The organism is Mesobacillus thioparans, assembly GCF_965138835.1.
Classification (GTDB): domain Bacteria; phylum Bacillota; class Bacilli; order Bacillales; family Cytobacillaceae; genus Mesobacillus; species Mesobacillus thioparans.
In genome coordinates this window covers 64,167-77,373 of sequence record NZ_CBCSFH010000010.1, presented here as the reverse complement: position 1 = coordinate 77,373, position 13,207 = coordinate 64,167, and the positions used below count along the sequence as shown (strand labels likewise).

Genomic DNA, 13,207 nt, shown 5'->3' with positions numbered 1-13,207 from the left:
TTTGTGTGAAGAGACTGAACGGGTTCGCTTCCAGTGAGTCAGTGAAGGTTTAGTTTGATTGATAGGAGAATAAACGGTGAAATTCAGAATTGGTTATCGGACTATTAAAACTGCGCTTGGCACGGCGCTTTCCATCGTCATTGCCCAGCTTTTGGGCTTTGAAAATTACGTTTCGGCAGGCATCTTGACGATCCTCTGTATCCAGGTGACAAAAAAAAGGTCACTGCAGGCATCCTGGCATCGGTTCCTGGCCTGCATCATTGCGATGGCCTTCTCTGCGGTGTTCTTTGAGGGCATTGCCTACCATCCGGTGGTAATTGGACTGCTGCTGCTGTTTTTCATCCCGACCGTCGTCATGTTCAGGGCAAAAGAAGGAGTCGTATCCAGCAGTGTCATCATCATGCATATTTACTCTGCTGGAAAAGTAACAGGCGGTCTTTTATTTAATGAATTGGGAATTATCACGATTGGCATAGGTGTAGCACTGATCATGAATCTCTATATGCCGAGTGTCGACTACAAGCTTGAGCAGTACCAAAGGGAAATCGAAGCGCAATTCAAAAAGATTTTCAGCGAAATCGCCAAATACCTCAGAACGAATGATTCGAGCTGGGATGGCAGGGAATTGACAGAGACTGCCGTGGTGATTGAAAAAGCAAAGTCCCTGGCGATCCAAGATGTCGAAAACAATATTTTGAGAGATGAGAACTTGTATTATCAGTATTTTAAAATTAGAGAAAAGCAATTCGAAATCATCGAGCGGGTGCTGCCTTCGATCACCTCGATTCCTCAGCACGTGGAGCAGGCAAATATGGTAGCGGGGTTCATCGAAGAGCTGGCTAAAGGGATCCACCCGGGTAATACGGTATTATTTTACCTGGAGAAATTGTTAAGGATGAAAGCTGAATTTGAAAACATGGAGCTTCCGAAAACCAGGGAGGAATTCGAGGCGAGGGCTGCCCTGCTTCATTTTGTGAATGAAATGGAACAGTTCCTCCTGTTGAAAAGGTCATTTAAAGGGATGAACTCTGGCAAGGATAAAAGTCAGCCTGCCGCGGCAAACTAACGGAAAAGACACGGAGGGATCAGCATGCAAGTGTTTATCTCCATGCTTCTAGCAGTTTTCATCTTTTCGCCCGTCTGGCCGTTGGGAACGAATCCGCTGCCCGGGGATCCATTCGTCATTGTGAATAAAAAAACGAACGAGGTCGCATTGATCAATGAGAACAGAGTCCAGACGGTTGTCAGCGCGGCAACTGGCAAAACAGATGACCTGACGCCTGAAGGGCTCTTCACCGTAACAGTCAAAGCGCCTGACCCGTATTATCGCAAGAAGAATATCCCGGGTGGCGACCCCAAAAATCCGCTTGGCAGCAGATGGATTGGCTTTGATGCTGAGAACACAGACGGCCGAACGTATGGAATACATGGGACGAAGGACCCTTCAAGCATTGGCAGGAAGGTATCTGAAGGTTGTGTAAGGATGCAGAACGAGGCAGTCGAATCTTTATATGATTTCATCCCATTAGGAACAAAGATCCTCATCACATCCTCATCCAAAAGCTTTATCCAGTTAGGCCAGGAGCATGGGGCGATCAGTGGAAAAAATTAAGGGCTGTCAGCTGACAGCCCTTTGCTTATTTAGATGATTATAGGAACGTAGCTAGTCCCATTAGAAGGGTCGAAGCCAGCATAGTAAAAAGCATGACGTAAACTACTGCTTTTCTGATATTCGGTTTCCGCATTTAAAGAATCCTCCTTCGAAAACTATCGCATTCTACCTCTATTATTTTACAATGCCGGAAACTTTTCAACAACCCCTTTAGGATATGCATTTATGGCAACTTTTTAAGAAGTTGTGATAGTGTATAAGAATATTATGTCAATGATCATGTGTGAATTTACTCTGTTAACTATCTAAATAAGAAGGATTTGTGACGTTTTTGTCGAATATTAAAACGATTAAATATATTTAAATAATATTTGGAGGGAATTTCATGATAAAAAAGGTTGACCATATCGGAATTGCTGTCAAATCTCTTGAGCATGCCCTCCCATTTTATACAGACGTGCTGAAACTGCCATTATTGGGGATCGAGGAAGTAGACAGCGAAAAGGTGAAAGTGGCTTTCCTGAAAGCAGGGGAAACGAAGCTGGAACTTCTCGAGCCGCAATCGGATGATAGCGCGATTGCCCGTTTTATTGAGAAGCGCGGCGAGGGGATTCATCATGTTGCTCTTGGGGTAGATTCAATCCAGGAAAGAATCGATGATATGAAGAAGAACGGCATCAAGATGATCCAGGATGTTCCGAAGAAAGGTGCAGGGGGAGCGCTGGTCGCATTCATGCACCCGAAATCTACAGGAAGCATTTTATACGAACTTTGCGAGAAAAACAGGGAGGCTGAATGAAATGCCAGATATCTATGAAAAAATCAATGAACTATACGATAGACGCAGGGAAATTGAATTGGGCGGCGGTGACGAGCGGATTGAAAAGCAGCATGAAAAAGGCAAGCTGACAGCCCGTGAACGAATTGAACTTCTTGTCGATCCAGGCAGCTTTGTTGAATTGAATCCATTCATCCAGCATCGCAGCACTGATTTTGGCCTGGAGAATCAGAAGGGCCCTGGGGATGGAGTTGTCACCGGTTACGGAAAGGTCAATGGCAGGCCGATTTATTTATTTTCACAGGATTTCACCGTGTTCGGAGGTGCTCTTGGGGAAATGCATGCTAAGAAAATCGCTAATGTGATGGATCTTGCCGCCAAAAATGGCGCACCATTTGTCGGACTGAACGATTCTGGCGGAGCGAGAATCCAGGAGGGCGTTGTATCACTTGATGGGTACGGCCAAATATTCTATCGGAATTCGATTTATTCAGGCGTCATCCCGCAGATTTCTGTCATCATGGGACCATGCGCAGGAGGAGCCGTTTATTCACCGGCTATCACTGATTTTGTGTTCATGGTCGAAAAGACAAGCCAGATGTTCATTACCGGCCCAAAAGTAATTGAAACGGTTACCGGTGAGAAGATTTCTGCAGAGGATTTGGGCGGCGCAATTGTACATAACACGATCAGTGGCAATGCTCATTTCCATGGCCAGTCGGAAGAAGAAACATTGGAGCAGGTAAGATTGCTGCTGAGCTATCTTCCGCAAAACTATGAAGAAAAGCCGCCGCGCCTTGAAGCGGATGATCAGGAAGATTACCGGCCGGACTTGACTGACGTGATTCCATTCGACGCTGTCAGGCCATATGATGTGCGCAAGGTAATCGAACAGGTTGTCGATGCGGATTCGTTCATGGAAATCCAGAAGGACTTTGCCAAAAACATCGTGATCGGACTTGCGAGAATCAAAGGCGAAGTCGTCGGCCTAGTCTGCAACCAGCCAAAGGTGATGGCAGGAGGACTCGATATCGATTCTTCTGATAAAGCGTCTCGTTTCATCAGATTCTGCGATTCTTTCAATATCCCGATTATCACTTTTGAAGATGTGACAGGGTTTTTCCCTGGAATCAAGCAGGAGCATGGCGGCATCATCCGCCACGGCGCAAAAATCCTTTATGCCTATTCAGAAGCGACCGTTCCTAAACTGACCGTTATTTTGCGAAAAGCATACGGCGGCGCATATGTAGCCCTTAACAGTAAATCCATCGGAGCGGACCTTGTTTTTGCATGGCCAAATGCCGAAATCGCCGTAATGGGGCCGCAGGGGGCCGCGAATATAATCTTTGCGAAGGAAATTCAGAACAGCGAAAATCCAGAACATACAAGGCAGCAAAAAATCGATGAATATCGTGAAAAGTTTGCCAATCCATATGTCGCTGCCAGCCAGGGGATGGTCGATGACGTCATTGATCCCCGTGATACACGGATCAAACTGATCCAGGCTCTTGAGATGCTCCGGACAAAGAAAGAAGACAGGCCAGGCAAAAAACACGGCAACATTCCACTATAGGATTAAGTGTTTGGTGTTGACAGTCAATTAGCGTTATACTCAAGTAGTATATACATAATTGGAGGTAGGCTTTGATGATTAATAACGAACGTTTATTGAATGAGTTTTTAGAGCTTGTCCAAATTGATTCTGAAACAAAGCATGAAACAGAAATCGCCCGCGTTCTCAAGCAAAAATTCGAGGACCTTGGAGTGGAAGTATTCGAGGATGATACGACGGCGCAAACAGGCCATGGTGCAGGGAACCTGATCTGTACATTGGAAGGGACAAAAGAAGGTGTAGACACCATCTATTTCACTTCCCATATGGATACAGTCGTACCGGCAAACGGAGTAAAGCCATCCATCAAAGATGGTTATGTCGTAACAGATGGAACAACCATTCTAGGTGCGGATGACAAAACGGGACTTGCAGTCATGCTTGAAACAATCCGTGTCCTGAAAGAACAATCTATTCCTCATGGAACAATCCAGTTCATCATTACAGTCGGGGAAGAATCAGGACTTGTTGGTGCCAAGGCATTGGATTCTTCTTTGGTAAAAGCGAAATACGGATATGCACTCGATAGTGATGGCAAGGTAGGAAACATTATTGTCGCAGCCCCTACCCAGGCGAAAGTTTCGGCTGTCATCCATGGCAAAACTGCACACGCTGGTGTTGCTCCTGAAAAAGGTGTATCTGCAATCACGATCGCAGCCAAAGCAGTTTCCAGAATGCCGCTTGGCCGCATTGATGAAGAAACAACTGCCAACATCGGCCGTTTCCAGGGCGGAACACAGACAAACATCGTTGCCGACCGTGCTGAGATCCTTGCTGAAGCCCGTTCCCTTATCCCTGAAAAGATGGAAGCGCAAGTGGCAAAAATGAAGGAAGCATTCGAGTCAGCTGCACAGGAAATGGGCGGCAAAGCAGAAGTTGATGTCCAGGTCATGTACCCAGGCTTCAAATTCGGCGAAGGCGACCTGGTTGTCGAACTGGCTAAAAAAGCTGCCGCAAAAATCGGCAGAAGCTCCGAATTGCTCCACAGCGGCGGCGGAAGCGACGCCAACGTCATTGCCGGCTTTGGAGTACCGACAGTCAACCTTGCTGTAGGATACGAAGAAATCCACACAACAAACGAAAGAATGCCAATCGAAGAGCTGGAGAAGCTTGCCGAAATGGTCATCGCTTTGATTCAAGAAGTAGCAGCACAATAATCAAGAAACAAATGGCTTCCCTTCAGGGGGAAGCCATTTTTTATAGGCATAAAGGTTTTCATAGACATTTCGAAGACGAGTGATTGTCTGAATGTCCAAGTAGGCGGGGTTTTATGGACATTTCGTGGTGTGGAGAGGGCTAAAATGTGCAAGAAATGAGTTTTCATAGACATTTCAGAGGAAAGCGGCAGTCAAAATGTCTAAGAACCGAGGTGTAATGGACATTTCGAAGTGGGGTGAGAGTCAAAATGCCCAAGAAATGAGTTTTCNTAGACATTTCAGAGGAAAGCGGCAGTCAAAATNTCTAAGAACCGAGGTTTAATGGACATTTCGAAGTGGGGCGAGAGTCAAAATGCCCAAGAAATGAGTTTTCTTAGACATTTCAGAGGGAAGCGGCAGTCAAAATGTCCAAGAACTGAGGTTTAATGGATATTTCGAAGTGGGGAGAGGGCGAAAATGTCCAAGAACTAAGTTTTCTTAGACATTTCAGAGAGAAGCTGCAGTCAAAATATCCAAGAAACGAGGTTTAATAGACATTTTGAAGTGGGGCAAAGGTCAAAATGTCCAAGAAACCATCATTAATAGACATTTCACAGAGAAGAGACTGCCAAAATGTCCATTAACCCTGCTCATTTTGCATTAGTTCTAAAGATGACACCAAAGACTCCGATATAATACTTGGAATGTTTCACCCTTTTCATTTAACAGGCAATCATTTGAAGCTATTACTATTTAAAGATAGAACAATAAACAAAGGGAGTGTACTCCAATGGCTGAAAGTACCAAGACGGTTGTGTTCCAGGCAGGGAATGAAGAATACGCTTTTCCGATTCTTTTCGTTATTTCGATTGAAAAAATGGAAGGGATGACGGTGATCCCGCATATGCCAGACTATGTCACGGGAATTACGAAGGTAAGGGGAGAGCTGATTCCGGTCATTGATTTGGAAAAGGTCCTCTATAACCGGGATATTCAGGTGGATGATAAGACGAGGCTGATTGTATTGGAGACATCGGATATCTCGCTGGGTGTCCTGGTCAGGGATGCGAAGGAAATCCTTGAGATACCTCAGGAGAACCTGAAACAGCCTGGTCTGATCGCATACCAAAATACTAAATTCATCACTGGCATCGCAAATTTTGGACAACGGATGATCATGGTCATTAATCCGGAAACCCTGATCCAGTCACTGGAGGGAATCAAAGAGATTAAGGACTATATGAAAAACCAAAAACAGGAATTACATAACTAGTGCGTAATATGAAAACAAGCTGGCCCCCGCGGGTCAGCTTGTTTTTGTTATAGTTTGAAGCTGGAGAATGATTTCCTAAGGTCTTCTGCCATGCTGGACAATTTACTGGATGATTCCAACAGCTCCTGCATTGTTGCATTTTGTTCCTCTGTTGTAGCTGCTACCTGTTCGAGGAACTGAGCAGAATTGGAAGAGGCGGTAATGACGTCGTTTGCTGACTGGGCCATGAATTCTATCTTTTCATTTGCACTCATGACAGCGCTGCTGACAGTGTTTCCTTTGGAGCTGACTTCCTCGATGGAATGAGCTATTTCTGTGAAGATGGTCGCCACTTTTTCGACAAGTTCATTGCCTTTTTGGACGGTCACCTGGCTTTCATCCATGACATTTACAGCCTGGTTCGTTTCTTTTCCAGTTTGTTCGAGGATTGTGCGGATGCTGTCTGCCGCTCCGGCTGATTGTTCGGCAAGTTTGCGCACTTCCTGGGCCACGACACCAAAGCCTTTCCCGTGCTCGCCGGCCCTTGCCGCTTCAATCGCTGCATTCAAAGCCAATAAATTTGTCTGGTTTGAAATATCGGTGATGATTTCGATGATTCGATGGATTTCCTGAGAATTATTCTTCAGGGAATGAATCACTTTGGCCAACTCCGTGACCTTTCCATTTATTTCGTCCATCTGCTCTGTCACACTGTAAGCATACGATTTACCCTGCTCGATTTTTTGCTTCGTGTCTGAAGTCGTTTGCAGTGTTTCGTTCATCGATCCTGTAACCTCGATTAGTTGAGCAGAAACATTTTCGACTGCTTCATTGGTGCGTTCCGAAATTTTCACCTGCTCATCTGAAGCAGAGGCAACCTGCATGATCGATGTCGTGATTTCATTGTTTGCTTCTGTGGTTGCCTCAGCATTTACCTTCAGGTTCCTCGACATTTCATTTACCTGGTCAGATGACGCAAGTATGCTGGAAATCGAAGCTTTAAGGTTTCCGGATAATTGATTCATAGCCTGGATGATCTGTCCAACTTCGTCCTTGCTTTTTGCCTGCAATGCTTTAACATTCAGTTCCCCGGCCGCGAGCTTCTTGCAGTAAGCGACCACATCCTTGAGGTTCTTGCTGATATTGCGTGAGACAAAGTACATCGCCACTGAAGAGACGATAAAGGCAATGATGATAAGGATGAAAGTATTACGGATCATTGAAGCAATTGAAGAATGGGTTTCCTTCATGATCCTGGTCCTGTCAGCCAATATCGATGTCCGGAGTTCGTTTAACTTTTCGATATTCATATCCCGGATGGTTTCAGCCTTGTTCGTCAGGCTGATTTGCGTATAGACATCAACCTGTTCAAAGTTCCTGCGGAATTCTTCGACCGTTTTTAAAATGTCGTCTTCCCAAACAGTATTCATGTGCTGATCAATCTTCACGATTGCGTTCAGGACTGTTTTGGCTTCCTCTGATTTTACGAATGCACCCAGGCTTTCTGAAGAAGAATCGAACTGCTCAGACTCTTTTTTGTACAAATCAATTAGCTCTGGTTTGGGATCTGTTATGTAATCAGTAATAATAATGTATTTCTGGCGAAAAGATGACGACATTTCACTTATCATGATGGCGTAATCACTTTTCTCCTCAGCCAGGTCAATCGCATTCTGAAGATTATTCAATACACTTGATAAATAAATAAAGCTGCCCAGGAAAATGACCATGATAAATGCGAAAACGCTTGCATACTTTCTGCCAATGGACCAATGCTGCATAAAAATTCCTCCGTCTATGGTATATCTATTTATTCATTTTATCGGGTATTTAAGGTGGATCTTTAACCTTTTCCTTGATTTCTTCACATAAAATTCAAATTTAACTTCCAGACTTCGATTAAGTAAAACCACTTTATTTTTGATACACTAGAAGGGAACGTATATTTGGGAAGTGGCGGACATGAAAGAGATGTATCCAAAAAAGGGCAGAGTCATTTTACATGTTGATATGAACAGCTTCTATGCAAGTGTTGAAATGGCTTATGATTCCGAATTGAAAGGAAAGCCCCTCGCCATTGCGGGGAATCCAGAGGAGCGAAGGGGAATCATTGTCACTTGCAGCTATGAAGCAAGGAAATTCGGAGTCAAGACCACGATGCCATTATGGGAAGCAAAAAAACTTTGCCCTGAGTTAATCATAAAAACACCGAATTTTGACAGGTACCGTGCTGCGTCTGCAGCTATGTTCGATATATTACGCCAATATACCGAACTTGTGGAACCTGTTTCCATTGATGAAGGGTATATGGATATTACGGATTGTGCTGATCTCGGGGCACCATTGGAGATAGCTGAGAGCATCCAGAAACGGATCCTCGAGCAGCTTGATTTGCCATGCAGCATTGGAGTTGCTCCTAATAAATTTCTGGCGAAAACGGCTTCTGATATGAAAAAACCTCTGGGAATCACGGTTTTAAGAAAGCGGGACATCCCCACGGTCCTGTGGCCGCTCGGAGCTGGAGAGATGCATGGAGTAGGAACGAAAACCGCGGACAAACTAAAAAGCATCGGACTTCTATCAATTGGCGACCTGGCAAAAGCAAATGATATCCAACTGAAAGCACTGTTGGGGATCAATGGACTGAAGCTGAAGGAAAGAGCCAACGGCCAGGATAATCGGGTGGTGGATCCCGAATCTGTCTATGATTTCAAGAGCATCGGCAACTCGACAACCCTCCCGAGGGATCTTTCGAATCAGCACGAACTCCTGAAAGTACTTGATCGTTTATCAGAGCAGGTAGCTGCAAGGATGAAGAGAAAGGAAGCTGTCGCGACCACCATTAGCATCATGATCCGGTTCAAGGACAGAAAAACGATCACTAGAAGTCAAAAGCTCCAGAACCCTGTTTCCAAGAAAGAAGAAATTGCTTCTGCGGCAAAAACTTTATTTTTAAAGCATTGGAACGGGGATCCTGTTCGTCTGCTTGGCATCACCGGGACAGACCTGCTGGAGGCAGATAAAGCGGTGAAGCAGCTGGACTTGTTTTCCTATGAGCAGGATGCAAAAAAAGAGCCTTTGATCAATACGATGAGCCAGCTGCGTGAGAAATATGGAAAAAGCATTATTGAAAGCGCAGGTATACAGGTGAAGAAGCTTTCATCCAAGGAAAATCCAGGAGCTGGCACAAGCTTTAATAAGGACTTCCTTCAGGAACGTAAAAAAAATGGCGGTATCGAGAAAAAAGACTCTTAACGTTGTTTAGCTTCCAGGGGTTAAGTCGAAATAAAAAAGACGGACCCTATTGTTTGCACCCCTCTGGATTCATTGTTACATTAGTTTGTAAGTTTCTTATAACCAGTTATGAAAAAGGAAGGAAGTTGAAATGATGTCAAAACAGCAAATCGGAGTCATTGGCCTAGCTGTAATGGGGAAAAACCTCGCAATGAATATTGAAAGCAGGGGTTATTCTGTTTCTGTCTATAATCGTTCGAGAGAAAAGACGGATGAAATGCTCGCCGAAACGGAAGGCAAGAACATCTACGGAACGTTTTCAATCGAAGAATTTGTTCAATCGCTTGAAAAGCCGCGGAAAATCTTGCTGATGGTAAAGGCTGGTGCAGCGACAGACGCGACAATCGAGCAATTGAAGCCTCATCTTGAGAAAGGCGATATCATCATTGACGGCGGTAATACATATTTTGCCGATACCCAGCGTCGGAACAAGGAATTGAGCGAGCTTGGACTTCACTTCATCGGAACCGGGGTATCTGGCGGTGAGGAAGGGGCCTTGCACGGACCTTCCATCATGCCTGGCGGGCAAAAAGAGGCTTATGAGCTGGTTGCTCCGATTTTCCAGGATATTTCCGCTAAGGTCAATGGAGAGGCGTGTACTACATACATTGGTCCTGATGGAGCAGGGCACTATGTGAAAATGGTCCACAATGGCATCGAGTATGGCGACATGCAGCTGATTTCAGAATCTTATTTCATGCTCAAGCATGTTCTAGGCTTGAGTGCCGAAGAACTGCATGAAGTGTTTGCAGAATGGAACAAAGGTGAGCTTGACAGTTATTTAATTGAAATCACTGCAGATATTTTTACAAAGAAGGACGATGAAACAGGCAAACCGCTTGTCGATGTGATCCTTGATACCGCTGGCCAAAAAGGAACAGGAAAATGGACAAGCCAGAGTGCGCTCGACCTTGGAGTTCCGCTGCCTATCATTACGGAATCCGTTTTCGCGCGTTTTATTTCGGCCATGAAGCAAGAGCGAGTCGAAGCAAGCAAGGTTCTCTCCGGACCAGAAACGAAGCCATTTGATGGCGACAAAAAGGAATTTATCGAGTCCATCCGCAAGGCACTGTATTTAAGCAAGATTTGTTCTTATGCGCAGGGCTTTGCTCAGATGAGAGCAGCATCAGAAGAATACGATTGGAACCTGAACTACGGAGAAATCGCGATGATTTTCCGCGGAGGCTGCATCATCAGGGCCCAGTTCCTCCAGAAAATCAAGGAAGCGTACGACCGCAACCCGGAACTGAAAAACCTGCTGCTTGACCCATATTTCAAGGAAATCGCAGAAAGCTACCAGCAGTCACTGCGTGAAATCATCTCGGCTGCGGTCCTTAACGGAATACCTGTCCCGAGCTTCTCAGCAGCACTTTCCTACTTCGACAGCTACCGGACAGAAACACTGCCAGCCAACCTGATCCAGGCACAGCGCGATTATTTCGGCGCCCACACCTATCAGCGCATCGACAAAGAAGGAATCTTCCACACCGAGTGGATGGAATAAGCACAGTAACAGCGGATCTTGTATCCGCTGTTTTTTTACTGAAAAAAAGGTGTTTTTCTTACGGAAGGAAGGGTTTGCTGGAAGTATAGTCGAAGTCTTTGTAAGTGGATAATTTTGATTGGAGGGATATTGTTATGACAGATCGTTACCCAGTGCTTGAGGGAGCTGAGCCTTTCTATTTTGAAGGGAATAACGTTGGCATTCTTGTATCGCATGGTTTTACCGGCTCCACACAAAGCATGAGACCCCTTGGTGAGGCTTATGCTGTGGCAGGCTATACTGTTTGTGGACCCCGCTTGAAAGGCCATGGAACCCATTATGAAGACATGGAACAAACCAGCTATCATGACTGGATTGCTTCAGTGGAAGAGGGGTTCCAGTGGTTAAAGGAAAGGTGTGACACGATTTTTGTGACAGGCCTGTCAATGGGCGGTACGCTGACTTTGTATATGGCTGAAAAGTATCCGGAAGTCCGGGGGATTGTCACGATCAATGCCGCAATAGATATTCCGGCAATGGAGCCTGTCCGCCAATTGGAAGGAACCCGATTTTTGGATGCAATTGGATCCGACATAAAAAAAGCGGGAGTAACGGAATTAGCTTATGAAAAAACGCCGGTCCAATCCGTAAAAGAAATTTTAACCTTCATGAAAGAAGTGAAAGAGGACCTGCCGAAAATATCTTGCCCAGCCCTGATCTTTGTATCGGACGAAGACCATGTGGTGCCTACGGATAATTCACAAGCCATCTATGAACAAATCAGCTCTGAATCAAAAGAAATCCTTGCCTTAAAAGATAGCTACCATGTTGCAACTCTGGACCATGACCAGCAAATTATTATTGAAAAGACACTTCAATTTATCAAAGGGATTCTTTAGGAGGCATGAATTGCCTTCTTTTTTTTGAGTGAGGGATGTTCATGTCTCAGAATAAGAACTCTTCTTCTCCCCCCTGAGCCATAAGCGCAGGCAGAGCCAAGTAAAGAGACTTGAACATATCAGCAAACTTTCCAGCGAAAAGATATACCATGGGTACGGACCGAGCAAATCCATGAAACTGGGGCTGTCAGGTTTGTGACGCAAGAACCAATAGTTTCCGTCGGCCGTTTTATTGATGAACAGTATTGCGGGCAAGAGCAGATTGATGAACAGGATGACTTTTAAAACGGATGCCAGCGTTGGGTAATAACCTTTAGCGAGAGTAAAATAAAGAGTCACCCAAACGATCATCAGATGTGCATAAAAAAAGTGAAAAAAGCGGAAATGAGGGAAGTCATACGTTAAAGCGGGTGTTAGGATTGCCTGGGTCGCACCCAATAAGGCGATGAAAAACAAAAGCTCAAAAAAGATTTTCTTTCTCGTTAAAAGTAAGCCAATAGCCAGTAAGAGACCTAAATTACACAATTCCAGAGGCATGGACCTGCCCAACATCCAAACACCATGACTATACATCCAATAATGGTTCAAGAGTTCGATCAAAATTAATGAAAATGCTGTCAAAAGCTCTGCCTTCCGCCACTTTTCATCACTCAACTTCCTCCGATGAATAAAAATCGCCGCATTTACGAAAATGAAAATCGCTAAAATGGCAAGATGGCTATCAGAAAACATGCTAAAGCTGAATGTCTTGTTGCTGTGTCCAAACCATCCCATACATTCCACCTCTGATAAGTTAATAAGACAAATATAAGTTTTCCTTTTGAAGAATTTTTTATGTGAAAAGGTGAAACCAATCTTTGCCAGATTCGTAAAAGAAGTATAGTACAAAAAAAGGGAGTTGGAAGATTTGAACGAAAAAGGATGCATCAAATGTGGCAGCACGGACGCAGGCCAGAAGGATGTCGCAATGACGGGGACAGGATTATCCAAGATGTTTGATATTCAGAATAACCAGTTTACCGTGGTGTATTGCAGGAGGTGCGGATATTCGGAGTTCTATAACAAAGAAGCATCTGCTGGCTCCAATATTCTTGATTTCTTTTTTGGTGGTTAAAGAAAAGGCCCGCCGGTTGCCAGGCGG

The 13,207-nt window shown here is 44.7% G+C and carries 13 protein-coding genes; 10 read left to right on the top strand and 3 right to left on the bottom strand.

Features of this window, described 5'->3' with window-relative positions:
• The first annotated feature begins 76 nt into the window (after positions 1–76).
• Complete coding sequence (locus tag ACNAZ4_RS16280; RefSeq protein ID WP_415815986.1) at positions 77–1,066, top strand: aromatic acid exporter family protein; 990 nt, start codon at positions 77–79, stop codon at positions 1,064–1,066.
• Positions 1,067–1,090: 24 nt separating this feature from the next.
• Positions 1,091–1,612, top strand: coding sequence for a L,D-transpeptidase (locus ACNAZ4_RS16275; RefSeq protein ID WP_415815984.1), 522 nt, complete (start codon positions 1,091–1,093; stop codon positions 1,610–1,612).
• Positions 1,613–1,649: 37 nt separating this feature from the next.
• On the opposite strand, the gene prli42 is transcribed toward ACNAZ4_RS16275, so the two are convergent.
• Complete coding sequence (gene prli42, locus ACNAZ4_RS16270) at positions 1,650–1,745, bottom strand: stressosome-associated protein Prli42 (RefSeq protein ID WP_415815982.1); 96 nt, start codon at positions 1,743–1,745, stop codon at positions 1,650–1,652.
• Positions 1,746–1,997: 252 nt separating this feature from the next.
• Between prli42 and mce the strand changes: the two genes are divergently transcribed.
• The 4 genes from mce (at position 1,998) to ACNAZ4_RS16250 (ending at position 6,411) form a co-directional block, all read left to right on the top strand.
• Complete coding sequence (gene mce / locus ACNAZ4_RS16265) at positions 1,998–2,411, top strand: methylmalonyl-CoA epimerase (RefSeq protein WP_415815980.1); 414 nt, start codon at positions 1,998–2,000, stop codon at positions 2,409–2,411.
• 1 nt (position 2,412) lies between these two features.
• Positions 2,413–3,963 carry an acyl-CoA carboxylase subunit beta gene (locus tag ACNAZ4_RS16260; RefSeq protein WP_415815978.1) on the top strand — a complete coding sequence of 517 codons (1,551 nt, stop codon included), beginning with the start codon at positions 2,413–2,415 and terminating at the stop codon, positions 3,961–3,963.
• A gap of 74 nt (positions 3,964–4,037) precedes the next feature.
• Entirely contained in the window at positions 4,038–5,159 is a 1,122-nt protein-coding gene (locus ACNAZ4_RS16255; protein WP_415815976.1) for a tripeptidase T, read from the top strand.
• A 769-nt stretch (positions 5,160–5,928) separates the two neighbouring features.
• Complete coding sequence (locus tag ACNAZ4_RS16250; protein ID WP_415815974.1) at positions 5,929–6,411, top strand: chemotaxis protein CheW; 483 nt, start codon at positions 5,929–5,931, stop codon at positions 6,409–6,411.
• 47 nt (positions 6,412–6,458) lie between these two features.
• On the opposite strand, the gene ACNAZ4_RS16245 is transcribed toward ACNAZ4_RS16250, so the two are convergent.
• The gene (locus tag ACNAZ4_RS16245) at positions 6,459–8,171 is read right to left on the bottom strand and encodes a methyl-accepting chemotaxis protein (protein WP_415815972.1); all 1,713 of its coding nucleotides are present in this window, start codon (positions 8,169–8,171) and stop codon (positions 6,459–6,461) included.
• A gap of 181 nt (positions 8,172–8,352) precedes the next feature.
• Here ACNAZ4_RS16245 and ACNAZ4_RS16240 point away from each other — a divergent pair, with 181 nt between their 5' ends.
• The 3 genes from ACNAZ4_RS16240 to ACNAZ4_RS16230 all read left to right on the top strand — a co-directional run bounded on the left by ACNAZ4_RS16240 (position 8,353) and on the right by ACNAZ4_RS16230 (position 12,066).
• Positions 8,353–9,645, top strand: coding sequence for a DNA polymerase IV (locus ACNAZ4_RS16240; protein ID WP_415815970.1), 1,293 nt, complete (start codon positions 8,353–8,355; stop codon positions 9,643–9,645).
• 133 nt (positions 9,646–9,778) lie between these two features.
• Complete coding sequence (gene gndA, locus ACNAZ4_RS16235) at positions 9,779–11,188, top strand: NADP-dependent phosphogluconate dehydrogenase (RefSeq protein WP_415816170.1); 1,410 nt, start codon at positions 9,779–9,781, stop codon at positions 11,186–11,188.
• A 134-nt stretch (positions 11,189–11,322) separates the two neighbouring features.
• Positions 11,323–12,066, top strand: coding sequence for an alpha/beta hydrolase (locus tag ACNAZ4_RS16230; RefSeq protein ID WP_415815968.1), 744 nt, complete (start codon positions 11,323–11,325; stop codon positions 12,064–12,066).
• A gap of 39 nt (positions 12,067–12,105) precedes the next feature.
• On the opposite strand, the gene ACNAZ4_RS16225 is transcribed toward ACNAZ4_RS16230, so the two are convergent.
• The gene (locus tag ACNAZ4_RS16225) at positions 12,106–12,798 is read right to left on the bottom strand and encodes a TMEM164-related integral membrane acyltransferase (protein ID WP_415816168.1); all 693 of its coding nucleotides are present in this window, start codon (positions 12,796–12,798) and stop codon (positions 12,106–12,108) included.
• 175 nt (positions 12,799–12,973) lie between these two features.
• On the opposite strand from ACNAZ4_RS16225, the gene ACNAZ4_RS16220 reads away from it, so the two are divergent.
• Complete coding sequence (locus tag ACNAZ4_RS16220) at positions 12,974–13,180, top strand: zinc ribbon domain-containing protein (RefSeq protein ID WP_415815966.1); 207 nt, start codon at positions 12,974–12,976, stop codon at positions 13,178–13,180.
• Positions 13,181–13,207: the final 27 nt, after the last annotated feature.

Excerpts from the sequence above, each read along its gene's own strand:
- mce (WP_415815980.1), top strand. The coding sequence starts at position 1,998 with ATGATAAAAAAGGTTGACCATATCGGAATTGCTGTCAAATCTCTTGAG.
- gndA (WP_415816170.1), top strand. The coding sequence starts at position 9,779 with ATGTCAAAACAGCAAATCGGAGTCATTGGCCTAGCTGTAATGGGGAAA.
- ACNAZ4_RS16255 (WP_415815976.1), top strand. The coding sequence starts at position 4,038 with ATGATTAATAACGAACGTTTATTGAATGAGTTTTTAGAGCTTGTCCAA.
- prli42 (WP_415815982.1), bottom strand. The coding sequence starts at position 1,745 with ATGCGGAAACCGAATATCAGAAAAGCAGTAGTTTACGTCATGCTTTTT.
- ACNAZ4_RS16230 (WP_415815968.1), top strand. The coding sequence starts at position 11,323 with ATGACAGATCGTTACCCAGTGCTTGAGGGAGCTGAGCCTTTCTATTTT.
- ACNAZ4_RS16240 (WP_415815970.1), top strand. The coding sequence starts at position 8,353 with ATGAAAGAGATGTATCCAAAAAAGGGCAGAGTCATTTTACATGTTGAT.
- ACNAZ4_RS16260 (WP_415815978.1), top strand. The coding sequence starts at position 2,413 with ATGCCAGATATCTATGAAAAAATCAATGAACTATACGATAGACGCAGG.
- ACNAZ4_RS16225 (WP_415816168.1), bottom strand. The coding sequence starts at position 12,798 with ATGTTTTCTGATAGCCATCTTGCCATTTTAGCGATTTTCATTTTCGTA.
- ACNAZ4_RS16245 (WP_415815972.1), bottom strand. The coding sequence starts at position 8,171 with ATGCAGCATTGGTCCATTGGCAGAAAGTATGCAAGCGTTTTCGCATTT.
- ACNAZ4_RS16275 (WP_415815984.1), top strand. The coding sequence starts at position 1,091 with ATGCAAGTGTTTATCTCCATGCTTCTAGCAGTTTTCATCTTTTCGCCC.
- ACNAZ4_RS16250 (WP_415815974.1), top strand. The coding sequence starts at position 5,929 with ATGGCTGAAAGTACCAAGACGGTTGTGTTCCAGGCAGGGAATGAAGAA.